Below are 23,663 nucleotides of genomic sequence, written 5' to 3'. Positions count from 1 at the left end.
TCATCGTTAGCATCGATGCCATCGATCATCGGTCCCAAGGAACGCCATGGAACTCCGGCACCTTCGCTACTTCATTGCCCTGTCGGGCTCGCTGAACTTCACGCGCGCGGCCGAGCGCCTGCATGTGACGCAGTCGACGCTGTCGCACCAGATCAAGCAGCTGGAGGAAGAGATCGGCATCGCGCTGTTCGACCGCGTCGGCAAGCGCGTGAGCCTGACCGAGGCGGGCGACGAGTTCCTGCACTACTGCACCAAGGCCCTGCACGAGATCGACCTTGGGCTGGGCGCACTGCGACAGGAGAGCTCGGACGTGGCGGGCGAGCTGCGCGTCGGCTCCACGCACACCTTCAACCTGGGCTTCATTCCGGATTGCATCGCGAGCTTCCATGGCAAGCACCCGCGCGTGAAGGTGGTGGTCGAGGAGCTCTCGGCCGACCAGATCGCCGCGCGGCTGCAGCAGGGCACGCTGGACCTGGGCATCGCCTACCGGCCGGCCGCGCCGGGGCCACTGCAGTTCGAGCCGCTCTACAACGAGGAGATGGTGCTGGTGGTGGCGAAGAAGCATCCGCTCGCGCGCCGCAAGCGCGTGCGCATGGTGGAGCTGCACCGGCTGCCGATGGTGCTGCTGCCGGCGAGCTTCGCCACGCGCCAGATGCTCGACGAATGCTTCCGTTCCTGCGGCGCGCAGCCGCACGTGGTGGCCGAGATCAACACGCTCGCACCGATGATGGACCTGGTCGCCAAGACGCAGCTCGCGTCCATCATGGCCGCGAACGTGGTGACGGCACTCTCGGGCCTCGTCGTGGTCCGGCTCGAAAGCCCGACGCCTGTGCGCACCCCCGGCATGCTGTGGTCGCCGGTGGCGCGCGATGCCGCGGCCACGCGGGCGTTCTCGACCATCGTGCGCAAGCTCGCGCTGCGAAGCAGCCTGCAAGGGGTGGCGCGGCCGGCGCGCTGACGCGCATCCCGGGCGGCCTTCGCCCAGCCATGCCGCCGCGACATATCTCGAAGTGGACGGGCGGGATAGCGGCGCGCCCGCGCACTGGCGATAGTCCATCACGCCAGGGGTCAGGACCAAAGACACCCTTCGGCGCTTCAAAAAACACGGAGACAAGAAGATGGATATGCGCACCCGCGCCTGCCTTGCGGCGGGCCTCACGACTGCTTCGCTCGGATCGCTTCCGGCCTTTGCGCAAGGAACGCCGCCGGTGGACAGCGTGAGCATCTATGGTGTCGTCGACGAGTATGTGGGTTCGCTGCGCCGCAGCGACCAGCCCGGCCGTACCAAGGTATTGAACAGCGGCGGCATGACGACCTCCTATTGGGGCGTGCAGGGCAACGAAGACCTGGGCGGCGGCCTGCGATCGTTCTTCGCGCTGGAGAGTTTCTTCCAGGCCGACAGCGGCACCTTCGGCAGGACGACGGCCGACCCCTCCTTCTCGCGCAACGCCTATGTCGGGCTCGGCGGTGCCTACGGCCTGGTGAGCGCGGGCCGGCAGACCAATGCGCTCTATGCGGCCACCGGCAACTTCAATCCGTTTCTCGCATCGGCCAACCTGAGCCCGGTGATGCTGCAGGTCTGGAGCACGGGCTACAACCGCGCGGTGCTGGGCGACAGCGTCTGGGACAACACCCTCCAGTACGCATCGCCCGACATGGCGGGGTTTCGGGTGTCCGCGGCGTACGGGCTGGGCGAGGTGGCCAACCGCGGCGGCGTGCGCAACGTCAACCTGACCGTCAACTATGCGAAGGGCCCGTTCGCCGCGGTGGTCTCGGCCCAGCAGGTCAAGGCGGGTCCGGGCCTGGCGGCGCCGATCTCGAGCCAGAAGGCCCAGATGGCCGGCCTCTCGTACGACTTCGAGGCGGTGAAGCTCTACGGCCAGCACTTTCATACCGACACGCCCGACATCCGCACCACGACCCGGACCACGCAGCTCGGCGTGGCGATGCCCGTGGGCGCCGGCCGCATCATGGCGTCCGTCGCGCACACGCGCAGGGACATGCCCATCACGGATTCGAGCCGCACGACGGCAGCGCTCGGCTATGACCACTATCTTTCCAAACGCACCGACCTCTACGCGGTCTACCTCTCGGACCGGCTCACCGGATACGAGCGACGGGGAAGCCTCGCGCTCGGCATGCGGCACCGCTTCTGAAACCTTGTGCAAGCTTGTTCCACAGTGAATAGAACCCCATGAACACCCTCATCAAGATCTCGCGGCGGTCGGCACTCGTGCTGGCCGCGGCCACCATCGCCATGGGCGCGAACGCGCAGCCCTCCAGCACGAAGCCGATCCGCCTCGTGGTGCCCTTCGGGCCCGGCGGCGTGGCCGACCTCACGGCGCGCGTCGTCGCGCAGAAGATGTCGGAATCGATGGGGCAAAGCATCATCGTGGACAACAAGCCCGGCGCGGGCGGCGTGGTCGCCGCCGACACCGTGGCCAAGGCGCCGCCCGACGGACTCACGGTGCTGCTGATGTCCAACGGCAATGCCGTGAGCGTGGGCCTCTTCAAGCGCCTGCCGTTCGACACCGTGAAGGACTTTGCGCCGGTTTCGACGATCGGCTATTTCGACCTGGCCGTCGTGACGGCGGCGAACTCGAAGTTCAAGACCATGCAGGAGCTCCTGGCCCATGCGAAGGCGCATCCGGGCACCGTCAACATCGGAACGATCAACGTGGGCAGCACGCAGCACCTGGCGGCCGAGCTGCTCAAGCGCAGCACCGGCATCGACGCGCAGGTGATCCCGTTCAACGGCTCCCCGGCCATGATCACGGCCCTGCGCGGCGGACAGATCGACGCCGGCGTCGAGATCCTCGCGCCCATCCTCGGGCAGATCAGCGGCAAGTCGCTGCATCCGATCGCAGTCATGGGCACGAAGCGCTCGTTCGCGCTGCCCGAGACGCCGACCGTCGCCGAGAGCGGCGCGCCCAAGTTCAACGTGGCGTCGTGGAACGCCTTTGCGGTGCCCGCGAAGACGCCGCAGGCGGTCGTCGAACGGCTCAACAAGGAAGTGAACGCAGCGCTGGCCGCACCCGAGGTCAAGGAGCGGCTGCGCCAGATCGGCGTGGAGGCGCAGGGCAGCACGCCGCAACAGCAGGCGGAACTCTTGAAGAACGAGATTCAGCGCTGGTCGGAGGTCATCCGCCTCGCCGGCATTCCGAAGCAGTGAGCCTCGAGGGGTCCGCGACCCATGCTCACGCGGGCGGCGCCTGCCCGTTCATCGTCTGGCTCACCACCTCGCGCACCAGCTTCAGGACGGCCTGCTGCGTCAGCGTGGCGGGCCGCTGGGAACTGACGGCCAGGGCCAGCCGGCTGCGCAGCGACGGATTCGCGATCCGGCGGGTCGCAAAGGCCTCCGGGCGTGGCGCGGTGAGCACCGCATTCGAGGACAGCACGGCCAGCCCCAAGCCATCGATGACGAGGTCGAGGATCGCGGCCACGCCGTCGATCTCCATCGCGATCGTCGGCCGGCATCCGATGTTCGCCATCTCCGCCTCCACCAGCATGCGGATCGAATTGGGCTTGGTCGGAATCACGAGCGGTTGCGACGCCACCTCGCGCAGCGAGACCTCGCCATCGGCCGTGCCACCGGGCTGCGCCGGGCCCACCAGGTACAGGTCTTCTTCGAGGATGACCACGCTGTCGATGTCGGCCGACGGTGCGGGGTTGTAGAGCAGCGCCAGGTCGAGGCGGCCCGCAGTCACCGACTCCTGCATGGCGCTCGAGAGCGCCTCGGTGATGGAAAGGCGCGCATCGGGCAGCTGCTGGCGGAAGGCGCGGGTCAGGGGCACGGCGATGCGCTTCGCGATGCTGGGCGGCAGGCCCACCGCGACACGGCCGGCGAGTGCGCCACGCATGCGGCCGAGGTCTTCCTTCGCGCGTTCGATCTGGTGAAGGATGCCCCTGGCGTGCTCCAGCAGCAGCTTGCCCGCATCGGTGACGGTGACGCCCCGGCCATTGCGCGTGAGAAGGTTCTGCCGCAGCTCCACTTCGAGCTGGCGCACCTGCCGGCTGAGCGCGGGCTGCGCGACATCGATCACGATCGATGCGCGCGTGAAGCTGCCGAGCTCCGCCACGCGGACAAAGTACTCCAGCTGCTTGAGGTCCATGAAGCGTAGTCTAGGGCTGCGCGCCCCCGCGCAGGCGCGGCCATTGGCCGGTCGTTCCATGCGACCGCCGCGGCCGTCTCAGGCCCAGTAGAGGCGCATCGGGTTGTCCACCAGCAACTGGCGCTGCAGCCGCGCCGTCGGCGCGATGCGCGGAATCATGTCGACCAGCGTGCCGTCGTCGGGCATGTGGGTCTTGAGATTGGGATGCGGCCAGTCGGTGCCCCACAGCACGCGGTCGGGGAAGGTCTCGACCAGGCGCCGCGCGAAGGGAACCACGTCGTCGTAGGTCGGCGGACCGGACAGCGACAGGCGCTCGGGACAGCTCACCTTCGACCAGATGTTCGGATGCTCGCGCAGCAGCTGCACGAAGCGCTCGAACTGCGGCCCGTCGACCGGCTGGCCCACATCGGGACGCCCCATGTGGTCGACCACCACGATGGTCGGCAGCCGCGTGAAGAAGTCCCACAGTTCGGGCAGGTCCTGCGCCTCGAAGTAGACGACCACGTGCCAGCCCAGCGGGGCAATGCGTTGCGCAATGCTCATCAGCACCTCGCGCGGCGTGAAGTCGGCCAGGCGCTTGAGGAAGTTGAAGCGCACACCGCGCACGCCGGCTTCATGCAGCCGTCGGAGTTCGGCGTCGCCGACCTCCGGGGCCACCGAGGCCACGCCCCGTGCGCGTCCGTTCGAATGCGCCAGCGCGTCGAGCAACGCGCGGTTGTCGTTGCCATGGCAGGTCGCCTGAACGATCACGTTCCGCTCGAAGCCCAGCAGATCGCGCAGCGCAAAGAGCTGGTCCTTCGAAGCGTCGCAGGGCGTGTACTTGCGCCCGGGCGCAAACGGGAACGGCGCGGCGGGCCCGAACACGTGGCAGTGCGCATCCACGGCACCGGGCGGCGGCGTGAAGCGCGGCTTCGTCGGGGCGGGATGGAAACAGAGCCAGTCCTTGTCCATGGTGCTAGCCGGCATGGCGATCCGCCAGTTGGTTGAAGAAGAGCGGGTTGCGCGGCGGGATACCGCGCACCGGCGTGCAGAAGACCACTGTGTGCATGCCGTGCATCTTGCGCGGATCTGCGGCGGCGAGCGAGCATGCAAACGCGCTAGCAGCTAGCGAGTTTCGGTATGGCTCGACGCACCCGCCAGTGCATGCGGTGCGACGCGCGTTCGGAAGCCGCGGGCCTGCCTTCAGCTGGCGGTGCGCACCGGTGCCAGGGTCGGCATGCGATCAGTGGTGAGGTAGATGGCCGTCGTTCCCACGGAGGCATGCCCGAGATTGTTCTGCACCACCTGGATCGGCACGGGCACCTGGCCGTTTCGGCCCCGCAGGGCATGGGCGCCATGCGAGTGGCGCAGCCAGTGAGTGCTTGCTTTCTTCAGCTGCTGCGCTTCGGCGCCCTCCAGGCCCGCGGAGGCCTGCGCGACAAAGGCCTTGATCGCCTGGTACAGGCCCGAGGCCGACCAGGCCATCGGACGCCGCGATTCGGTGTCGAAGCGCGCCAGCACATGAATGCCGCGGTTGCTCACGGCGCCGACCTGCCGCTCGAAGCCATGCCGCGCGAGCTCGTCCTCCAGCTCGGCCACGAGCGCGGACGGCACGGGCACCTGCCGGCGGCGCCCGCCCTTGCCGGCCACTGCCAGTTGCCAGCCGGCCGCGGCCACGCCGTCGGCGGTGCGGACCTCGACCTGTTCGAGGTCCTCGCATTTCGCGCCCGTGATCTCGGCCAGCCGCAGTCCGGTCGCATAGAGCCAGCGCATGCCGCGGCGCAGGCGGCGCCGGGCTTCGGTGTCGGCATGCGCCTGGAGCAGCGTGTCGACGTGGTCCCACTGCGCAAAGCTCAGCGCGCGGCGCGAATCGAGCGGCTGCTGCAGGCTCGATGGCGGCGCAAGGGTTGCGAACGGATTGCCGACCAGGTAGTTCTGGTTCACGAGGAAGGCGCAGAGGCTTCGCAGGATCGCGATCGCCTGGCGCAGTCCCGACTGCGCGAGCGGCCCTTCCATCGGCCGCCACAGCGGCGACCAGCGTTGGTGGTGGCGCGCGCCGCACCAGCGGCCGGGCGGATCGAGCAGGAAATCCCGGTAGTCGATGGCGTCCTCGACGGTGAGCGACGACAGCGCCTTGCGCCGCTCCAGCACGGCCCACAGCAGCAGGCGCTCGGCTTCCTTGCGGTATGAGCGCTGGGTGGCCGACAGCTCGCCGGTCGCATCGCCCGGGCGCTTGGCGCTGAGCCACGCGCCGATCGCTTCGTGGTCGTTCGCGGCCATCAGAAGACAGCGTTCGCGAGGCGCGCGGTTGCTGCCTGCGCTGCCGTCGAGTTCGGCAGGCAGGACGAACTTTTCGTAGGGCACGAGCGCGGTTCCGGTCGGCACTACTGCGGCCAGCGCCAGCGGCGCGAGCTGCGCCCTGGGCTTCAAGGCGTGGGAACCGATGCGCAACCCGAGCGCCTGCTGGTTTGCGCACAGCCAGTCGAGGATCCGCGCCGCCTTGAGTTCACCCACGCCGGGCACGTGCGCCCACCAGCGTGCGCCGATGCCGTTGACACGGTCGACCAGCGCGGAAAGTGTTGGTACACCGGCGCGCTCGAGGCGCGCCGCCACCGAAGGATTGAGCCAGGCCAATACGCTGTCGCCCGGCCGCGGATCCTGCGCGACCAGGTTCTCGAGCCAGCGCAATGCTTCGAGCTGGCGCTCGATCACCTGGGCGCGACGCGAGGGGCGAGCGCCCTGCCCTGCCCCGCCCATGGCCGGATAGGCTGCTTCGTAAGCCTCGATCTGCTCGGTCTCGGAGAAGTCTTCGAGGCCCTGAGCCGCGGCGAATTCGGCAAGGCTCGGCAGTGCCGGCGCCGCCGGAAAGCGGTCCGGATCGAGCAGGATCAGGCGCGCGGTGCCGGGCCTGCGCTCGCGCCGCGCCGCCGCCGCGAACTCGTCGCGGATCCAGGCGATGGTGCGGCGCACCGTGCGAAGGTCGGTGTGTTCGCCTTCGAGCCGCAGGTAGCGGTCCCAGCTGGCCCTTTCGTCCAGGCCCTGGGCCAGCGCCCGCATGAATGCAAAGTGCCCCCGGTGCAGCTTGCGCGCGGTGCCGGTCTTCATGAGGCCGATGTCGGGTTCCGGTCGCCGGTCGATTGCCAGAACTTCCACCACGGCCGCGGTTCCGGGGGGGCCTCTGGCGGCAGCTGCTGCAGCTGGCTCTCGCGCGTGCGCCGGCGCTGCTCGACCTCGAGTGCATGCGCGATCCCGAACGCTTCGCGGTCGCCGCGGCCCGCGAGCGCGCGCCAGCTCACTGCGAGCCTCGCGAGTTCGTCGTCGTCGATATGGGCCAACTGGGAAGGTGTGGGGACGGAAGCCATGTCTTTCCGATCTAGGCGAGGATCGGCCGACTCGTCGCAGCGAGGCGGAACATGGCGTGGGACGGCTGCTTGCCGGGCGCTGGAGCGGTGGTCTGTGTCATGAATTGTTTGATGATAACTGAAGTAATCATCAATACACATTTTGTGTTGCAAGAACGCACTTCCTTAAGGTGTCGCGTCTAAGTTGTTGATTCATAAGGAGTTTATCGGCTTCGCGGCGGATGTCCAGTGCACCGCGTTGCGCCCGCCCGTTGCGATGGGAGAGACGATGGCGGCGCTGACCGCCATGTTCGCGCATCGGCCTCGGTCGAGTTTCTTGCCTTCTTACAGAGGGTTGCCGGCGGCAGGTGCCGCGCCACTTCCAGGCAGGCAGCCACACAATGCCGGGCCGGCCGCGGCGCTGGGAAGAAGGCCGGCAATCCGTGCGGCCTTGGGGCTCGGGGCCACGGCCTGTGGTGAAAGGGGCCAATGTGCAGGCCAGGTGCCCGCAAACGACGTGCCCGGCAGGCAGGGCGCTGCAGGCGCTTGAAGCTGGACCGGGAAAACGATGCGGGCCTCATGAAGCTTGGGGAGGCGCCCTGCCCTGCCCCTCTTCCTTTTTCAGTGCGGATTGCCCGCCGGGGCTTGCGCACACGGCATGCGGCGCAGCGAAATCTGCCGAGTCGGGCCCGGCGCGAGAATCCCAACCGTTCTCACATTCACTGTACCGCCCCCGCCGGGGCGACTCAAGTCACAAGGTGCGTGCCTTGCGCAGAGCCTCCGCAATGCCGGCCTCGAGCGCCTCGGGGCTGGCATCGGTCGCAGCTTCAGGACTGAGGGTGATGGTGATTTCGCCGCTCTTGGCGCGAACCAGGGTCCCGAGCTTCTGGCCTCCCGAAACGATGTCGAGCTTTTCCGAACGTTCGAATCCCGGTTTCGCGTCGAGCAGCCGCGCGACCACCATCGCGGGGGCAAGGCTGTGGCCCCGCAGCCTCTCCACGCGTTTCAGGACACCGCGCCGATCCTTCTCCATGGCGGCATTGATCTGCTCGGCATGGCGGAAGCTGATCTCGAGCGGACTGCGGAAGCACTCCACCACCGCCGGCGGCAGCTGCGCGACCATCAATGCCTTGCGCACCCAGGTGTGGCTCACGCCCAGTGCCTCGGCGAGCTGGCGCTGGGTCGGGAACAGTTGCTCCTCGAGCGCGCGCTGGTACATCAGGCCCTGCTCATAGTTGGACAGATCCGCACGTTCGCGATTCTCCCGATCCATCGCGGCGAAGAGCGCCGCATCGCCCAGTTCGTCGACCCAGATGGACGCCAGCACCGGGATGCCGAGTTCCAGCGCGGCGCGGTGCCGGCGATGGCCGAAGACAATTTCGAACTGGCCAGGCTCTTCCTTGATCGGCCGCACCAGGATCGGCTGGACATTGCCGCCCGCGTGTTCGATGTCCGCCTTGAGGCCGGCGAAGGCACTGCTCGAGAACGAAGCGTCGTGCCGGTTGGCCCAGCGGCTCGGACGGATCGTCTTGGGGTCGATCTTCCGCGTCGGAAGCGAGCCTTCGTACTGGCTGAGCTTTTCGCGCAGCGCCGCCATCTCGCCTTCGACCTGCTGAATCTGGCCGCGGAAAGCCATCATCTGGCCCGGGCCCGTCCGGGGTGCGAGGCTTCCGCCGACGGCCGGTGGAAACCTGGTTTCCACGACGTTCGATGCCGACGGCGGCACCACGGACGCCGCCTCCGAGGCGGGTGCGGCGCTCGGCTCCTTGGCGGCCTGGGGAAGCATCAGGCCGGCGGTCAATGCCTCCAGCCGCTTGCGGGTGCTAGCCATGATGGACACTCCTTGGCGCGGCGTGCGCAGTGCTCAACGTCGGGAAACGGGATTTCCAGTGCCCGCGGCACGCGCCCTTGCGCGGACCTTGCGGCATTGCCACCCCGCATTCGGAGCGCTGGGCGACCTGCCGTGGAAACCAGGTTTCCACGGTTTCGTGGATCTCCAGCGTGGCCGGAACATACAGAAGGAACGGTGGCGTGGAAACCAGGTTTCCACCGGACTGCTGGGTGGCGTGCGTTGGCACGACGGTCATTGCAGAGCCCTCCCTTGCGCAGTCCACGCGCCGATCACCGATTGCTCGACCAGTTCGACGAACGAATCGTAGGCGTCGACCGCCCGCTTGTAGGTCTTGGCGGCACCTTCGTATTTCTGCACGTCGTAGACCGTGGCGAATTCGGCAGCCTTGTTGCTGGTCACGCTCGTCTTGGGGATTTCGACCGGCAGCGTGTACTCGCCGTAGGTCGCCTGGATCCACTGCCGCACGGCCGGCATGGCCGGATCGGCCGCGTCCACGCGGCTCAGCAGCACGTGGAGAAAGTCGAAGGCCTTGCCTTCGCGGTCCTTGCTCTGGCCGTCGAGGTTGCCGCCCAAATCGGCGAGCAGCGACCAGAACTGGGCGGACGACGCAAAGTCGAGGCCCGATGGCGGTACCGGCACGACGATGCCGTTCGCGGCCCACAGCGCGTTGATGGTGACGTACGACAGGGAAGGGGGCGTGTCGATCACGATCACGTCGTACAGGTCCCGCACCGACTCCAGGCCCTCATTCAGCACGTCCCAGAACTTGGCGCCAGGTTGTTGCATCTGGCGGGCGGGGAGGGCGAACTCGGCGGAAAAGAGAAAGGGCGCGGCCGCGACCAGGTCGATCCCATCCCAGTAGGTAGACCGGATCGCGTAGCGGATGTCGTTCTCGCTGCCGTCGCACAGCGGCCCGATGGTCATGTCTTCGGTGACCTCGGCCTCGGGCAGCAGGCCGTGCAGCGTCGTCAGCGAACCCTGCGGATCGGTGTCGATGGCCAGCACGCGGTGGCCGCGGAGGCTCAGCCCCTGCGCCAACACCATGGCCGTGGTGGTCTTGGCGACGCCACCCTTGAAGTTGCCGACAGCGATGGTGATGGCCTTGCGGCCCGCCGGCCGCATCTTTTCCGCACGGTAGGTCCTGGTCCAGCGACGCAGTTCGTCGAGCTCGAAGGTTCGCTTGCCGCCCGAAGGCGTCAGCCGGCCGGCCGGAAGATCCTCCTTGGTGATGCGATAGGCGACGTGGGCCTTGTCGACGCCGCAGAGCGCGGCCAGCTGGGCGGTGGAGTAGGTCGGCGGGATCTTGCGGGCCTCGGGTGCCAGCAGCATGCCGCGGATCTGCTCCACCATCGATCCGGCGCGCGTGGCAAGCGCCGCGATCTTCTGCATGTTGATGGTTTGGCGGGGTGGGACCTGAAGCTCGGTGGAAACCAGGTTTCCACTGACCGGCGGCACGGGAACTGACATTTTGTATGGCCTTATTCGACGGAATCTGGCAATTCTATGAGAATCTGTCGAATGGACAAGTTTTACCGACAAGCCCGCCTCAGCACCGCCAAGTATTGTGAGGAGCATTGGGGACCGCGACCTCCGAGGCCAGCGAACACGCTACCGGATGCGGCCACAACCCGGACCGGAGTGCCTCCAGCACCCCCTAAGCCCGGTTCATCGCGCGCTTTGCGCCTGATTGCAGGCTCCATACAGGGCGGCAACCCATATCCACTCACATTGGAACCCATCCGACCTCACAAAAGCCGCGCCAGTCTCCCAACAAGGCTCACTTCAAACCCCAATCGATCTCACATTCAATCCCAACCGATCTCACAGCCGCGGGCGTAAGTACCTGTCACACCACAGGAAAACGCATCCTCAACTCTTCAATATCCCAAGTGTTTATCTGCAAACATACCAAGGCACCGTTATGCGCCTAATGTGAATTGACTGAATCACAATGCAAAGGCATGATGTGAAACCACTTTATTGCCGCTGCAGACCATGGTCGAGGAAGAAAATTCACAGTCACGGTCTCCGCCCCGGCAATCGCCCACGGCCGAAGAACAGAGCGTGGCCAAGGCCAACGAGGCCATCGCCATCCGCCCCAAGCGCGGGCGGCTCACCCTGCTCTCGCGGCGCATCTACAACGCGCTGCTCTACCACTCGCAGCGCCAGGGCGTGGACGAGCCGGTCTACAAGCTGACGCTCAGCGAACTGATCGGCGACGCCCGCTTCAATTCGAACAACACCGAGCTGCTGAAATCGCACCTGCGCGACATGCAGGCCACGACCATCGAGTGGTCGACCAGCAGCAGCTCCCTCAAGCGGTGGGTGTCGTCGCAGCTGCTCGGCACCGTCACCATCGAGGAGCAGGGCAGGGGGCGGCCCTGCATGGTGACCTGGCGCTATCCGGACGAGATCAAGGAGCGGCTGGTCAAGCCGCACCAGTACACGCGCGTGCTTCTCGAGATGAGCAGCCAGATGCGCAGCTATTCCGCCGCCGTGCTGTACGAGATCGGCGCGCGCTATCTCACCTCGCCCGGGCGCCTGTCGATGCGCGAGGACGTCGTCTGGTGGGCCGCGGTGCTGACGGGCCGCAGCGACATCAAGGAAGTCGACTACCGCTTTCTCAAGCGCGACGTCATCAGCAAGGCGCTGGCCGAGATCGACGCGCTGTGCGAAGACTTCGGGCTCGAGCTGATCGAGCACAAGCGCGGCCGCAAGATCGAGGAGATCCAGTTCAGGGTCGTTCCCAAGATCCAGCAGCGCCTGGGGGACATCAGCGCATCGAACCGGAATGTCTTCGACCTGGAGCTGGTCGCGCGCCTGATTGCGCTGGGCCTCAAGCAGGACGAAGCACAAGACCTCTATGCCACGACCGATGAAGGACAGATCCGCGCCACGCTGGACCACGTGGACCAGCGGCTGCGCAACGCGGCCATGCCGGAGCTCAAGTCGCCGGCCGCCTATTTCAAGGACGCGCTGAAGAAGGGCTATGCCGGCGTGACCGCAATGGAGCCGGCGTCCGGCGGCAACGGGCAGCCGCCCGCGCTCGCGCCCCCTGTGGCTGCGCTGTCGGAGGCCGACCGGCTGCGGCGCATCCGAGAGCTCTGGGAAAACGACCGCATGGGGCAGGCGCGCGCCGTGTTCGCCGAGATGCCCCAGCCCATGCAAGCCGAAGTATGCACACGCTTCGAGGCCGAGCGGCTCGAGCAGATGGCAGCGCCCATCGCGCGCGCCTGGCGGCGGGACGGTCCGGCGAGCCGCGTGGCCGCCACCACCTTCTACCGCTGGCTGGCGCAAGACACCTGGCCGGAGGAGCCGACCGACCGGGTGCTGCTGGATTTCGCGCTGCAGCGTGGCGTGGCCGGCATCTAAGCCTGTTGTGTAAGTTTGCGATCACTTCTCGGAATGGTGCCCGCGCGTGCCGCCCCGCCCCCCGTCGCGGGTGCAGATCACTGGCGTACAAGACGGGCGGACTTCGCGGTCCTATCGTGCGGCGTTGACTTCTCCAACTCGCACAAAACCGATGCCGCCGTCCTTCACACCGCCTTTCACTTCCTCCGGCCGCAGCGCCCTTGTGCAAGCACCGCCCTGGTACTACGCCGGCTGGCTCGTCAACGTGGAATTCGCCTTCGACGCCGCGCTTGGCGCGGCGCTGGTGCCGCCTGACCTTGGCGTGCCCACCGGCAAGGGCTGCGTTCATTTCGCCGACTGGCAGGCCTGCGGCAGCGACGGGCAGGAACTGCTCGACCCCGTCTATGCGCAGTACCGCGAGACCATCGTGGTGCTCGAGATCGCGCCAAGGCAAGGCGCCGATGCGCGCTTTTACTGTCCCCTGATCTACGTCGACCAGGACATTTCATTGCTGCGCGGCTGGCTTCAGGGCTGGCCCAAGAAGATCGGGCAGACCTGGTTGACCCGCAGCCTGCCCCTGGTGCACCCGGCGGCCGCGCCGTTGTCCGAAGGCAGCCGGCTCGGTGCGAGCCTCAGCGTGAAGGAGCGCCGGCTGGTCGATGCCGCGGTCACGCTGACCGGCGAGACAACCGGGCGCCTGGGCTTTCTCGGCGCGCCGACGATCGGCGCGGTGGGCTGGCCCGACCTGACCCAGCCCGGGATCCCCGCGGCTGCGCGCTACCTGCGCGCCGACATCGTGGACCGCGTCGAATCGGGCTGGACGCAGGGCAGGGCGACGCTGCAGTTTCACGAACACCCGGTGGAAGAACTCTCACTGCTCGGACGGGTGGAAGCGACGCAGGCCAGCGCGGGTTGGATGGGCATCACGGTTCGCGGTGCGCTGGCCGCGTGAGGGCGCCGACGGCGCTACCCTTCGGAGAATGAACTTCTCCACCCCCTCGCACGTGATCGGCCTGCCGATGGAAGACGGCGTGCAAGTCGAGGCGATGTTCGCGTCCGATCCCAGGGCGCACTTCGAGCTGCACTGGCATGCCGAGTGGAGCGTGGGCGCCGTTCTCGAGGGCCGCTGCGAGTTCACGTGCGCCGGTGAATGGCATGTGGCGCAAGCCGGCGACCTCGTGCTGATGGCGCCGTTCATGCTGCACACGGCGGGTGTCAGCGCGCAGGGCTTTCGGATGGTGATGCTGTATGTGCCGCATGCCTGGGTCGGTGCGCGCCTTGCATGGCCACCCGCCGAGCGCGGCGTGCTGCGTGAGCGGGTCTGGAAGAACGAACGCGCAGCCCGTGCATTGGCTGCGGCGGCGCAATCGAAAGACGGGGCGGAAGTCGCCAGTCTTCTCGAACAGATCCTGCGCTCGCAGACCGGGACAGAGCGCGTGCCGCTCAAGCGCCTGCCGGGCGACGCCCGCGTCGAATCCGTCTGCGAGGCCCTGGCGACGGAGGACGCCTGCCGCATGGCCCCCGCTTCGCTCGCTCAACGATTGGGCGTGTCGCGCGAACACTTCCATCGTCTGTTCCGCTCGGCCGTCGGCATGACACCGGCCCACTATGCGCGGCTCGCGCGCATCGGCCGCGCCAAGGCCATGCTGCGCGAGGGCAACTCGCCCGCCGAGGTGGCGGCGCAATGCGGTTTCGCGGACCAAGCCCATTTCTCCAGATGGTTTCGCCGCTGCTTTGGCGTGACGCCGGGCAACTACCTGGTCGGGCCGGAGAGGGTCCCGATGTCGCTGCGTTCGAGCCGCCTCGGAGCACAATCGGCCTTGCCATGAGCACCATTGCCGAACCGTCGTTCCCCATCCCGCATGCCGCGCCGCGGATCCGCGTGCTGATCGCCGACGACCAGGCGCTGATCCGCCGCGGCATGGCCATGCTGCTGGACGCCGCGCCGGACATCGAGGTCGTCGGCCAGGCGGCCGACGGCGTGGAAGCCGTGGAGTTGGCCCGCCGCCTGCTGCCCGACGTGGTGCTGATGGATCTGCACATGCCGCGCAAGGGCGGCGTGCTCGCGACGCGCGAGATCTCGGCCGCCTTGCCGCACACGCGCGTGATGGTGCTGACCACCTTCGACCGCGACGATCTGGTCTTCGACGCGGTGCGTGCCGGCGCGCAGGCCTACCTGCTCAAGGACGCTTCGGAAGAAGAGGTGATGGACACCGTCCGGGCGGTGCATCGCGGCGAATCGCGGCTGACGCCGCAGATCGCGCGCAAGGTGATGGACCAGTTCCGGCTGCTGGCCGATCGCGTCGCGCAGGAGCCGCAACCTGCGCCGGTGCCCGATGTCCGTACCGCGCCGCCGCAGGCCGCCGCATCCGGCGAGCCATTGCAGCCCGATGCGACCAAACGGCTGACCGAACGCGAGGCCGCCGTGCTCGAACTGATCGCCAAGGGCTATGGCAATCGCCAGATCGCCACGACGCTCAACGTGGCCGAGGGAACGGCGAAGAACCACGTCAGCCGGATCATGCAAAAGCTTCACGCGAACACCCGCACCGAACTGGCGGTGCTGGTGTTGAAGAAGTAACCCCCGAAGCGCCCCCCGCGCCTCCCCCAAAGGGAGCGCACCCGGTGGCCCGGCAAAGCCGGTTCCACGGGGGCATGTCCCACCCCCGATCTCGCTCACTTCGTGTAGCTCTTCCCCCCTCAAGGGGGCGCACCCGTGGCCCGGCAAAGCCGGTTCCACGGGTGCGCTGGATTTGGCAGCGGCGCTGGTCAGGCCGTGCGGCCTGCGGGCGAGAGCCCAGGCATTGCGAGCTCAGGCGCTGGCGAAGGCGCATGCGACGCGGCAGCGTTGCCGGCCGTGTGCCTGGCCAGCACCGGCCGCAGAGCGACGATTGCCAGGAACGCGGCGAACAAGTCCAGGCCCGCCACCGTGTAGAGCACGGTCGACCAGGTGCCGGTGGCCTCCATCATCAGGTTGCCGAGCGGCACGAACAGCGCGCCAACGCCCTTGGCGCAGTACAGCACACCATAGATCTTGCCGATGTGCTTGGTGCCGAAGGCGTCGCCCGCCAGTGCGGAGAACAGCGAATACACCTCGCCCCAGGCCAGGAAGACCACGCCCGACAGGATCAGGAAGGCCCACGGGTTGTGGCCGAAGTAGCCCAGCGCAATGATGCCCAGGCCTTCCAGCGTGAAGGCGATCACCATCGTCTTCTCGCGGCCGATGTGGTCGGACACCCAGCCGAACAGCGGGCGCGAGATGCCATTCATGACGCGGTCGAGCATCAGGGCCAGCGGCAGTGCGGCCATGGTGACGAAGTACAGGTCCACCTTGAAGTTCTTCACGCCCAGGTCCTGTGCGATCACGCCCAGTTGGGCCACGGCCATCATGCCGCCGGTGACGACGCAGGAGAACATCACGATCATCAGCCAGAACAGCGGCGTGCGAAGCGCTTCGCCCAGCGTGTAGTCGCGCCGGCTCTGCATGACCTTGGTCGAGGCACGCACTTCGTCGCCCTTGGGCGCGCGCAGGAACCAGGCCGCGAGGAAGGCCAGCGTGCCCTGCAGCAGGCCGAAGAACAGGAAGGCCTGCTGGAAGCCCGAGGATTCGATCATCGCGGCGATCGGCAGGATGGTGGCGGCCGAGCCGGCGCCATAGCCGCCTGCCGTCAGGCCCACCGCCAGGCCGCGCCGGTCGGGGAACCATTTGAGCGCGTTGTTGATGCAGGTGGCGTAGATCGATCCCACGCCGATGCCGCCGATGGCCGCGCCGATGTAGAAGCCCATCAGCGTCGTCGCCTGCGAATTGACGACCCAGGCCGCGCCGATGAACAGCGCGCCGAAGGCCACGATGAGGCGCGGTCCGAACTTGTCGATGAAATAGCCCTCGATCGGCGCGAGCCAGGTCTGCACCAGCACGAAGATGGTGAAGGCGATCTGGATCGACGCGCGCTCCCAGCCGAACTTGCCCTGGATTTCCGGCACGAACAAGGTCCATGCGTACTGGATGTTGGCAGTGGCGATCATGCAGACGATGCCGACAGCCAGCTGCAGCCAGCGGTTGTCGAACAAGCGCGGCGGCGCGCCGGATGCGGTCTGGGTCAGGGAAGTGGGGTTCATTCGCTTCGTCTCCATTTCGTTGTCGCGCCGATCGCGTCGCGGCACGTTCAGGGTTGGGAATCGGTCGCGCTGCGGGCACGGATCGCGATGGGTGCAACTGTTGCCGCAAACCGCCGCCGGCGCGCCTGCCGGAAGTCACGCGGCGGATCGAGACAAACCCCGAGAGCTCAGGGGAACTCCCCATGCCGAAAGTCATGGCTGCCGTTTGCGAGAATGCGCTGCCAATGAACCTCGCACGCCGCATCGATCCACGGCGCTCCATGGCCGCCGCGATCGGCTGGCTGCTGATTGCGCTCACCTTGTGCCTGGCGCTCGTGGCCAACCTGTGGCTGCGCGGCTTCGTGCGTGCGACGCTGCTCGAGCAGCACGGCCAGCGCCTGGAAGCCGCGGCCGAACATGTCAATGCCGAGCTCGACACCGCACTGCTGCTGCGCCTGCAGGCGGTCAGCGTGGTGGCATCCATGCTGTCGGAGGACGTGCAGCACAGCGAAGGCGCACGCCTGAAGCGATCGCTCGAAGCGGTACGCCGCGGCGTTCCAGACCTGATCTGGCTGGCGGTGACCGATGCCGATGGCTTCATCGTCGCAGCGACCGACGAGCAGGTGGTCGGCCAGAACGTCAATCAGCACGCATGGATCTCGCAAGGCCTGGACGCCGCATGGATCGAGGAAGGCCGCTCGCCGCGCGAACGCTTCCTGAAGCTCACCGCGCCGGTGCGCAATGCCGACGGGGCGATCATCGGCGTCGTCGCCGCGAACCTGAGCTGGAGCTGGGTGCAGAAGATGGTGGCCGAGATCCGCGCCTCGCCGGGCGAATGGCTGCTGATCGACCGCGACGGCATCGTGCGCCACGGGCCGAGTGCCCTTCTGGAGAAGCGCTGGCAGGATGTCGGCGATCCGGTGACGCCCTTCGATCCCGTCGTCGCCGGCCTGGGGAACGACGGATCCGATCTGCCCACGCGCATCCGGACAAGGCGGCTCCTGGACAACCGGCCCTACCTGATCGCGTCTCCACCCAACGCCCGCGACGGAACGCTGCGCCGGCTCGGCTGGCAGGCCGTGGTGATCCAGCCGGTCGAATCGGTCGCGGCCTTCGCGACCGCCATCGAATGGCGCATCTCGATCGTGCTGAGCCTGCTGGGACTGGCCGCCGCCGTCGCCGGCATCATCATGGCGCGCCGCCTCACGCGGCGCGTGAGCGTGATCGCCCATTCGGCCGACGCAGTGCTGGCCGGGAACGCGACGCGCATCGAGGTTCCGCAAGGTGCCGACGAGGCCGCGCGGCTGGGCAGCGCGCTCGACCGATTGCTGGACACGCTGCAGCGCGAACGCGACGAGTTGCGCCGGCTCAATGCCGAGCTGGACGAACGCGTGCGGCAGCGCACCGAGGAGATCAGCCGGCTGGCGCAGGAGTCGCGCGATGCCGCAGTGGTGCGCGAGCGCCTGCGCTTGGCGCGCGGGCTGCACGACACGCTGGCGCATTCCATGATGGCGATGCTCACCGAGATCCGTGTGCTCAAACGCCTGGCATCCAGCCGGCCCGATGCGCTGCCGGACGAGCTCGTCCGGGCCGAGCGCGCGGCGCGCGACGGGCTGGACGAGGCACGCCGCGCGATCGACCAGCTGCGCAGCAACCCGGTGCGCGACATCGGGCTGGGTGCGGCGCTGGCCGAGTTGGCCAGGAACCTGAGCGAGCGCTCCGGCATCGAGCTCGACTGCCAGATCGAACCCGCTTTGTCTGCCCTGGCGGCCGAGCCGGCGGAGACCGTGTTCCACATGTGCGAGGAAGTGCTGCGCAACGTCGAACGCCACGCGGGCGCGCGGCGACTCCTGATCCGCCTGCAGCGTGTTGCGAACGACGACGTGGAATTGGAGATCGGCGACGACGGCATCGGCTTCGAGCCGAGCGCGGGCGCAGCAGGGCACTACGGAATCGTGGGACTGCGTGAGCAGGCCGATGCGATCGGCGCGCGGCTTCGCATCGAGAGCCGCCGCGGCGAAGGCACCTGGGTGTCGCTGCGCTGGACGCAACGCGTCGCAGCGTGAGCGAGATCCCGCCGCCGCTACGGGCCCAGTTCGGGCCGACGCTCAGATGCGGACGCTGCCCGCAGAGCGCCAGGCGCATCTGGCCATTGCCTGCGTTTCTTGATGCGCAATATCGTTGTGGGATCGGGGAAATTGGCGCGCTCATCGGCTGCGATCCACGGCCCAAGTCCCCACGCCGTGCACGCCGGGCCTCAACTTTGTTAGAGTTTGCGCCCGTTCGCCCGCCGTCCATCTCGTGACATTGCGTTGTTGTTCAGCCCGCCCGAAAGCCACCATGACCGCCGAAAACTCCCAAATCATCTACACCCTCACCGACGAGGCACCGCGCCTGGCCACGGCCTCGCTGCTGCCCATCATCCAGGCATTCGCCGCGCCGGCGGGCATCGCCGTCGCCACCAGCGACATCTCGGTGGCCGCCCGCATCCTGGGTCAGTTTCCTGAGGCGCTGACCGAAACGCAGCAAATGCCGGACAACCTGGCCGAGCTGGGCAAGCTGACGCTGCGGCCCACAGCCAACATCATCAAGCTGCCCAACATCAGCGCCTCGGTGGCCCAGCTGAAGGCCGCCATCAAGGAGCTGCAGGACAAGGGCTACAAGATCCCCGACTACCCCGAGAGCCCGAAGACGGACGAGGAGAAGAATATCCGCGCGCGCTACAACAAGTGCATCGGCAGCGCGGTGAACCCGGTGCTGCGGGAAGGCAACTCCGATCGCCGCGCGCCCAAGGCAGTGAAGGAATTCGCGCGCAAGAACCCGCACAGCATGGCCGAATGGAGCCAGGCGTCGCGCTCGCACGTTTCGCACATGCACCACGGCGACTTCTATCACGGCGAGAAGTCGATGACGCTGAACAAGGCGCGCGACGTGAAGATGGAGCTGATCACCAAGAGCGGCAAGGCCATCGTGCTCAAGCCGAAGGTTTCGCTGCTCGAGCGCGAGGTGATCGACTCCATGTTCATGAGCAAGAAGGCCCTGCTCGATTTCTACGAGCAGCAGATCCAGGACGCGCACAAGACCGGCGTGATGTTCTCGCTGCATGTGAAGGCCACCATGATGAAGGTGTCGCACCCGATCGTGTTCGGCCACTGCGTGAAGATCTTCTACCGCGAGGCCTTCGAAAAGCACGCCAAGCTGTTCGAGGAGCTGGGCGTGAACGTCAACAACGGCATGGTCGACCTGTACAACAAGATCGCCACCTTGCCCCAGAGCACGCAGGACGAGATCCGGCGCGACCTGCACGCCTGCCACGAGCATCGCCCTGAGCTGGCGATGGTGGATTCCGCCAAGGGCATCACCAACTTCCACTCGCCCAACGACGTGATCGTGGACGCCTCCATGCCCGCCATGATCCGCAACGGCGGCAAGATGTACGGCGCCGACGGCCGGCTGAAGGACGTGAAGGCCGTGATGCCCGAGAGCACCTTTGCCCGCATCTACCAGGAGATCATCAACTTCTGCAAGTGGCACGGCGCCTTCGACCCCAAGACCATGGGCACCGTGCCCAATGTGGGCCTGATGGCGCAGCAGGCCGAGGAATACGGCTCGCACGACAAGACCTTCGAGATTCCCGAGGACGGCGTGGCCAACATCACCGATCTCGACACGGGCGAGGTGCTGCTCAGCCAGAACGTGGAAGCGGGCGACATCTGGCGCATGTGCCAGGTCAAGGACGCCGCCATCCGCGACTGGGTCAAGCTCGCCGTCACCCGCGCGCGCAACTCGGGCATGCCGGTGGTGTTCTGGCTCGACGCCTACCGCCCGCATGAGGCGCAGCTCATCACCAAGGTCAAGATGTACCTGCACGAGCACGACACCACCGGGCTGGACATCCAGATCATGAGCCAGGTGCGCGCCATGCGCTACACGCTGGAGCGCGTGATCCGCGGACTGGACACCATCAGCGCCACCGGCAACATCCTGCGCGACTACCTGACCGACCTGTTCCCCATCATGGAGCTGGGTACCTCGGCCAAGATGCTGTCCATCGTCCCCCTGATGGCCGGCGGCGGCATGTACGAAACGGGCGCCGGCGGCTCGGCACCCAAGCACGTGCAGCAGCTGGTGGAAGAGAACCACCTGCGCTGGGATTCGCTGGGCGAGTTCCTCGCGCTGGCCGTGAGCCTGGAGGATCTGGGCATCAAGACCCACAACGCCAAGGCCAAGGTGCTGGCCAAGGCACTCGACACCGCCACCGGCACGCTGCTGGACAACAACAAGGGCCCCTCGCCCAAGACCGGCCAGCTCGACAATCGCGGCAGCCACTTCTACCTGGCGCTCTACTGGGCCCAGGCCCTGACCGAGCAGACCGAAGACAAGGAACTGGCTGCCCACTTCAAGCCGCTCGCCGATGCCCTGGCCGCCAACGAGCAGAAGGTCGTGGACGAGCTCGCCGCCGTGCAAGGCAAGCCGGCCGACATCGGCGGCTACTACCTGCCGGACGTGCGCAAGACCGATGCAGTGATGCGGCCGAGCGCCACGTTCAACGCGGCGCTGGCTGCCGTGGCGGGCTGAGGAGGGCAGGACGCGGCCAGGGCCCGCCGCTCCGATCCCGGGAGGGGTCGGGAGCGGTCCTTGCCACCTGTTCCTTCTCTCAGCGCACCAGATCCTGAAAGCGGTAGTAAGCGCCGACGATGGGAAGAAACCATGGCTTGCCGAAATGGCCGGGGATCGCCGGCCAGTCGAAATCCCGCCATGGGTTCAGGTCGGCGCGGCCATCCAGCACCTCGGCCATGATCGCGCCCATGTAGGTCGACATGTGGGTTCCGTGCCCGCTGTAGCCCATGGAATAGAAGAGGCCGTTGCGCTCTCCGGCGCGCGGCAAGCGGTCGCGCGTCATGTCGACCATGCCGCCCCAGCAGTAGTCGATACGGGTATCTCTCAGCTCGGGGAAGACTTCCACGAGTGATCGTTGCAGGATGGCGCCGCTTTTGATGTCCGACTTGGGGTTGGTCGCCGCGAAACGCGCGCGGCCACCGAACAGCAGGCGGTTGTCTGGCGTCACACGGAAGTAGTTGACGAAGTTCTTCGTGTCCGTCGTCATTCGGCGCCTCGGCGTCAGCCGATCGAGCACTTCGACCGACAGCGGTTCGGTCACGATGATGAATGCACCCACGGGCACGATGCGACGGCGGAACCATGCCAATGGCCCCACGGCCGACGTACCGGTCGCAAGCAGCACCTGCTTGGCGCGGATGCTGCCATGGGGTGTTTCGACTCGATGCACCGAACCGGTCTGGCGTTTGAGGCCGACGACCGGCGCGTTCTCATAGATGCGCACGCCGCGCTTCGCTGCCGCCACGGCAAGGCCGTGACCATAGCGGCCCACGTGCATGCCTGCGCTCTTGCCGAAGACCAGACCACCGAAATACTGATCCGACCCGATCTCGCTGCGCAGTTCTGCCCGGGTCACCATATGGGTATCGGGATCGCATTCCTTCTCCATCAGTGCCTGCGAGCGGGCCAGCTTGTCGTAGTGCTCTGGCTTGGCAGCGAGCTTGAGCTTGCCGACACGCTTGAAATCACAGTCGATGCCTTCTTCCGCGATCAGCGACTCCACTTTGCAAACACCCGCGTCGAAAGCGCGATAGAGCATGTTGGCGCGCTCTCGCCCGAGTCTGTTCGACAAAGCGCAATAGTCCTGCGCGAAGCCGTTGTTGCACATGCCGCCGTTGCGGCCGGAAGCGGCATGGCCCACAGCTCCCGCGTCGAACACTGCGACGCTTGCGCCTTTCTTCGCCAGTGCGATTGCCGCGGACAAACCGGTAAAGCCCGCACCCACCACCGCCACATCGACGTCGCCGCTGGGCGCCTCGGTCTGGCCACCGGCGAATTTGGGCGAGGTATCGAGCCAGTAGGGCATCAGTTTCATGAACAAACTTTCATCATCTCGGGGGATGCATTGGGGGAACGAGCCGGCGAGTCAGCCGAACGACTGGTTGGAAAGGGCGAACAGGCGCACGTCCGCATCGGCATCCATCGCGCGAGCCTGGATGTCGCGCACCATGGACACTGCATGTCCGACGCAGGGCAGCCCTGTTTCGGTCAGCCACGCAGACAGACCACTGCTCTCGGTCACGTCGATGCGAACGAACCGGCCGCGGGCTCGGTCGGCGAGTGCGGCGATGAGGTCCATCGCATCGGCAGCACCATCTGCTCCCGTGGCGACCACCGGACCGATCACCACGCCATGTCCAAATTCCCGCGCGCAGGCGTAGGCCGACACACCGGCGCCGCGATCGATGACCATCGCCGTCCCGGCTGCAAACAAGGCATCCAGCAATGCTGTCCGGTCCATCTTCGTGGCGGCCAGGTCCAACCGGCGCACCCTCTGGTCATCTGCTGCCTGCATGGGACGTACGCCCGCCGGTGCGTTGGCTAGAACGGTTTCCGCGGGCCATATGGCCTGATGCTGGAACACCTGTCCGCGGGCGACGAACCCGAGCTGCGTGTAGAGCGGGAGCCCTTCCTGGGTGGCGTTCAGGAAAACCGTGCGGCTGCGCGCCTCGTGGAGCAGCTTTCCCATCAAGGCACGCCCCAGGCCCCGCCCCTGCATGCCCGGGTCGACGATGATCATGCCCACCGAGGCATGGGTCTCGCCATAGGGCCACCACATCGCCGTGCCCACCAGGCGGCCATCAGCTTCCACCGCGAAGCCGCTGCCGAGATCGAAGGCGAAGCGCCAGTCGGCCTCCCGGTAGGGCCATCCAAGTGCGGCGGATTGCCTGACCGCGTCCGGCAGGTGATCGGCGCGCAGCGCGGTCAGGTGCTGCGCCATTTCGTCCACCGGTGCGTGCAGGGCGCGGGCAGGCTTGAACGCGAAAAGGCAGTTGATATGTCGATGTCCGAGGTGCGGCATACGACATC

General features: G+C 67.1%; 19 protein-coding genes. 9 read left to right on the top strand and 10 right to left on the bottom strand.

The annotated features are described in order from the left end of the window. The first annotated feature begins 46 nt into the window (after positions 1 to 46). The 3 genes from ACAM55_RS27130 to ACAM55_RS27120 all read left to right on the top strand — a co-directional run bounded on the left by ACAM55_RS27130 (position 47) and on the right by ACAM55_RS27120 (position 3,172). On the top strand, positions 47 to 958 hold the full coding sequence (locus tag ACAM55_RS27130) for a LysR substrate-binding domain-containing protein (protein WP_307639708.1): 912 nt from the start codon (positions 47 to 49) through the stop codon (positions 956 to 958). 160 nt (positions 959 to 1,118) lie between these two features. Then, positions 1,119 to 2,156 (top strand): porin, encoded by a 1,038-nt coding sequence (locus ACAM55_RS27125; RefSeq protein WP_369657355.1) that lies wholly within the window; start codon positions 1,119 to 1,121, stop codon positions 2,154 to 2,156. A gap of 38 nt (positions 2,157 to 2,194) precedes the next feature. Continuing rightward, positions 2,195 to 3,172 carry a Bug family tripartite tricarboxylate transporter substrate binding protein gene (locus ACAM55_RS27120; protein ID WP_369657354.1) on the top strand — a complete coding sequence of 326 codons (978 nt, stop codon included), beginning with the start codon at positions 2,195 to 2,197 and terminating at the stop codon, positions 3,170 to 3,172. Positions 3,173 to 3,197: 25 nt separating this feature from the next. Here ACAM55_RS27120 and ACAM55_RS27115 read toward each other — a convergent pair whose 3' ends face one another. From ACAM55_RS27115 to ACAM55_RS27085, 7 genes are all read right to left on the bottom strand, one after another. After that, positions 3,198 to 4,112: a LysR substrate-binding domain-containing protein gene (locus tag ACAM55_RS27115; RefSeq protein ID WP_369657353.1), complete on the bottom strand. Its 915-nt coding sequence runs from the start codon at positions 4,110 to 4,112 to the stop codon at positions 3,198 to 3,200. Positions 4,113 to 4,190: 78 nt separating this feature from the next. Continuing rightward, on the bottom strand, positions 4,191 to 5,078 hold the full coding sequence (locus ACAM55_RS27110; protein ID WP_369657352.1) for an amidohydrolase family protein: 888 nt from the start codon (positions 5,076 to 5,078) through the stop codon (positions 4,191 to 4,193). 216 nt (positions 5,079 to 5,294) lie between these two features. Continuing rightward, entirely contained in the window at positions 5,295 to 7,196 is a 1,902-nt protein-coding gene (locus tag ACAM55_RS27105) for a phage integrase family protein (RefSeq protein ID WP_369657351.1), read from the bottom strand. Then, positions 7,193 to 7,453 (bottom strand): hypothetical protein, encoded by a 261-nt coding sequence (locus ACAM55_RS27100; RefSeq protein ID WP_093013465.1) that lies wholly within the window; start codon positions 7,451 to 7,453, stop codon positions 7,193 to 7,195. Before ACAM55_RS27100 ends, ACAM55_RS27105 begins: the two co-directional genes overlap by 4 nt. Positions 7,454 to 8,183: 730 nt before the next feature. Further along, a complete protein-coding gene (locus tag ACAM55_RS27095) occupies positions 8,184 to 9,263 on the bottom strand; it encodes a ParB/RepB/Spo0J family partition protein (RefSeq protein WP_369657350.1) in 1,080 nt (359 codons plus the stop codon). Then, the gene (locus ACAM55_RS27090) at positions 9,256 to 9,519 is read right to left on the bottom strand and encodes a hypothetical protein (protein ID WP_369657349.1); all 264 of its coding nucleotides are present in this window, start codon (positions 9,517 to 9,519) and stop codon (positions 9,256 to 9,258) included. The genes ACAM55_RS27095 and ACAM55_RS27090 overlap by 8 nt, the downstream gene beginning before the upstream one ends. Continuing rightward, complete coding sequence (locus ACAM55_RS27085; protein ID WP_369657348.1) at positions 9,516 to 10,673, bottom strand: AAA family ATPase; 1,158 nt, start codon at positions 10,671 to 10,673, stop codon at positions 9,516 to 9,518. Before ACAM55_RS27085 ends, ACAM55_RS27090 begins: the two co-directional genes overlap by 4 nt. A gap of 675 nt (positions 10,674 to 11,348) precedes the next feature. On the opposite strand from ACAM55_RS27085, the gene ACAM55_RS27080 reads away from it, so the two are divergent. From ACAM55_RS27080 to ACAM55_RS27065, 4 genes are all read left to right on the top strand, one after another. Further along, the gene (locus ACAM55_RS27080; protein WP_369657347.1) at positions 11,349 to 12,656 is read left to right on the top strand and encodes a RepB family plasmid replication initiator protein; all 1,308 of its coding nucleotides are present in this window, start codon (positions 11,349 to 11,351) and stop codon (positions 12,654 to 12,656) included. A 151-nt stretch (positions 12,657 to 12,807) separates the two neighbouring features. Beyond that, positions 12,808 to 13,587 carry an acetoacetate decarboxylase family protein gene (locus ACAM55_RS27075; RefSeq protein ID WP_369657346.1) on the top strand — a complete coding sequence of 260 codons (780 nt, stop codon included), beginning with the start codon at positions 12,808 to 12,810 and terminating at the stop codon, positions 13,585 to 13,587. A 28-nt stretch (positions 13,588 to 13,615) separates the two neighbouring features. Beyond that, complete coding sequence (locus ACAM55_RS27070; RefSeq protein WP_369657345.1) at positions 13,616 to 14,464, top strand: AraC family transcriptional regulator; 849 nt, start codon at positions 13,616 to 13,618, stop codon at positions 14,462 to 14,464. After that, positions 14,461 to 15,216 (top strand): response regulator, encoded by a 756-nt coding sequence (locus ACAM55_RS27065; protein ID WP_369657344.1) that lies wholly within the window; start codon positions 14,461 to 14,463, stop codon positions 15,214 to 15,216. The genes ACAM55_RS27070 and ACAM55_RS27065 overlap by 4 nt, the downstream gene beginning before the upstream one ends. 188 nt (positions 15,217 to 15,404) lie before the next feature. Here the strand turns inward: ACAM55_RS27065 and oxlT are convergent, their stop codons facing one another. Then, on the bottom strand, positions 15,405 to 16,754 hold the full coding sequence (gene oxlT, locus ACAM55_RS27060) for an oxalate/formate MFS antiporter (protein WP_369657343.1): 1,350 nt from the start codon (positions 16,752 to 16,754) through the stop codon (positions 15,405 to 15,407). Positions 16,755 to 16,936: 182 nt separating this feature from the next. Here oxlT and ACAM55_RS27055 point away from each other — a divergent pair, with 182 nt between their 5' ends. Further along, on the top strand, positions 16,937 to 18,799 hold the full coding sequence (locus tag ACAM55_RS27055) for a histidine kinase (RefSeq protein ID WP_369657342.1): 1,863 nt from the start codon (positions 16,937 to 16,939) through the stop codon (positions 18,797 to 18,799). A gap of 274 nt (positions 18,800 to 19,073) precedes the next feature. Next, positions 19,074 to 21,311 carry an NADP-dependent isocitrate dehydrogenase gene (locus tag ACAM55_RS27050; RefSeq protein ID WP_369657341.1) on the top strand — a complete coding sequence of 746 codons (2,238 nt, stop codon included), beginning with the start codon at positions 19,074 to 19,076 and terminating at the stop codon, positions 21,309 to 21,311. Positions 21,312 to 21,390: 79 nt separating this feature from the next. On the opposite strand, the gene ACAM55_RS27045 is transcribed toward ACAM55_RS27050, so the two are convergent. Both ACAM55_RS27045 and ACAM55_RS27040 read right to left on the bottom strand, forming a co-directional pair. Further along, positions 21,391 to 22,668, bottom strand: coding sequence for an NAD(P)/FAD-dependent oxidoreductase (locus ACAM55_RS27045; RefSeq protein ID WP_369657340.1), 1,278 nt, complete (start codon positions 22,666 to 22,668; stop codon positions 21,391 to 21,393). Positions 22,669 to 22,719: 51 nt separating this feature from the next. Beyond that, on the bottom strand, positions 22,720 to 23,655 hold the full coding sequence (locus tag ACAM55_RS27040) for a GNAT family N-acetyltransferase (RefSeq protein ID WP_369657339.1): 936 nt from the start codon (positions 23,653 to 23,655) through the stop codon (positions 22,720 to 22,722). Positions 23,656 to 23,663: the final 8 nt, after the last annotated feature.

Origin of the sequence: Variovorax sp. V213 (assembly GCF_041154455.1) — a bacterium.
In the GTDB taxonomy this organism is placed as follows: Bacteria; Pseudomonadota; Gammaproteobacteria; order Burkholderiales; family Burkholderiaceae_C; genus Variovorax.
Note: the sequence above shows the minus strand (reverse complement) of the source record. Positions and strands in the feature narration are given on the sequence as shown.

Excerpts from the sequence above, each read along its gene's own strand:
- ACAM55_RS27130 (WP_307639708.1), top strand. The coding sequence starts at position 47 with ATGGAACTCCGGCACCTTCGCTACTTCATTGCCCTGTCGGGCTCGCTG.
- ACAM55_RS27125 (WP_369657355.1), top strand. The coding sequence starts at position 1,119 with ATGGATATGCGCACCCGCGCCTGCCTTGCGGCGGGCCTCACGACTGCT.
- ACAM55_RS27120 (WP_369657354.1), top strand. The coding sequence starts at position 2,195 with ATGAACACCCTCATCAAGATCTCGCGGCGGTCGGCACTCGTGCTGGCC.
- ACAM55_RS27115 (WP_369657353.1), bottom strand. The coding sequence starts at position 4,112 with ATGGACCTCAAGCAGCTGGAGTACTTTGTCCGCGTGGCGGAGCTCGGC.
- ACAM55_RS27110 (WP_369657352.1), bottom strand. The coding sequence starts at position 5,078 with ATGCCGGCTAGCACCATGGACAAGGACTGGCTCTGTTTCCATCCCGCC.
- ACAM55_RS27105 (WP_369657351.1), bottom strand. The coding sequence starts at position 7,196 with ATGAAGACCGGCACCGCGCGCAAGCTGCACCGGGGGCACTTTGCATTC.
- ACAM55_RS27100 (WP_093013465.1), bottom strand. The coding sequence starts at position 7,453 with ATGGCTTCCGTCCCCACACCTTCCCAGTTGGCCCATATCGACGACGAC.
- ACAM55_RS27095 (WP_369657350.1), bottom strand. The coding sequence starts at position 9,263 with ATGGCTAGCACCCGCAAGCGGCTGGAGGCATTGACCGCCGGCCTGATG.
- ACAM55_RS27090 (WP_369657349.1), bottom strand. The coding sequence starts at position 9,519 with ATGACCGTCGTGCCAACGCACGCCACCCAGCAGTCCGGTGGAAACCTG.
- ACAM55_RS27085 (WP_369657348.1), bottom strand. The coding sequence starts at position 10,673 with ATGCAGAAGATCGCGGCGCTTGCCACGCGCGCCGGATCGATGGTGGAG.
- ACAM55_RS27075 (WP_369657346.1), top strand. The coding sequence starts at position 12,808 with ATGCCGCCGTCCTTCACACCGCCTTTCACTTCCTCCGGCCGCAGCGCC.
- ACAM55_RS27070 (WP_369657345.1), top strand. The coding sequence starts at position 13,616 with ATGAACTTCTCCACCCCCTCGCACGTGATCGGCCTGCCGATGGAAGAC.
- ACAM55_RS27065 (WP_369657344.1), top strand. The coding sequence starts at position 14,461 with ATGAGCACCATTGCCGAACCGTCGTTCCCCATCCCGCATGCCGCGCCG.
- oxlT (WP_369657343.1), bottom strand. The coding sequence starts at position 16,754 with ATGAACCCCACTTCCCTGACCCAGACCGCATCCGGCGCGCCGCCGCGC.
- ACAM55_RS27055 (WP_369657342.1), top strand. The coding sequence starts at position 16,937 with ATGCCGAAAGTCATGGCTGCCGTTTGCGAGAATGCGCTGCCAATGAAC.
- ACAM55_RS27050 (WP_369657341.1), top strand. The coding sequence starts at position 19,074 with ATGACCGCCGAAAACTCCCAAATCATCTACACCCTCACCGACGAGGCA.
- ACAM55_RS27045 (WP_369657340.1), bottom strand. The coding sequence starts at position 22,668 with ATGAAACTGATGCCCTACTGGCTCGATACCTCGCCCAAATTCGCCGGT.
- ACAM55_RS27040 (WP_369657339.1), bottom strand. The coding sequence starts at position 23,655 with ATGCCGCACCTCGGACATCGACATATCAACTGCCTTTTCGCGTTCAAG.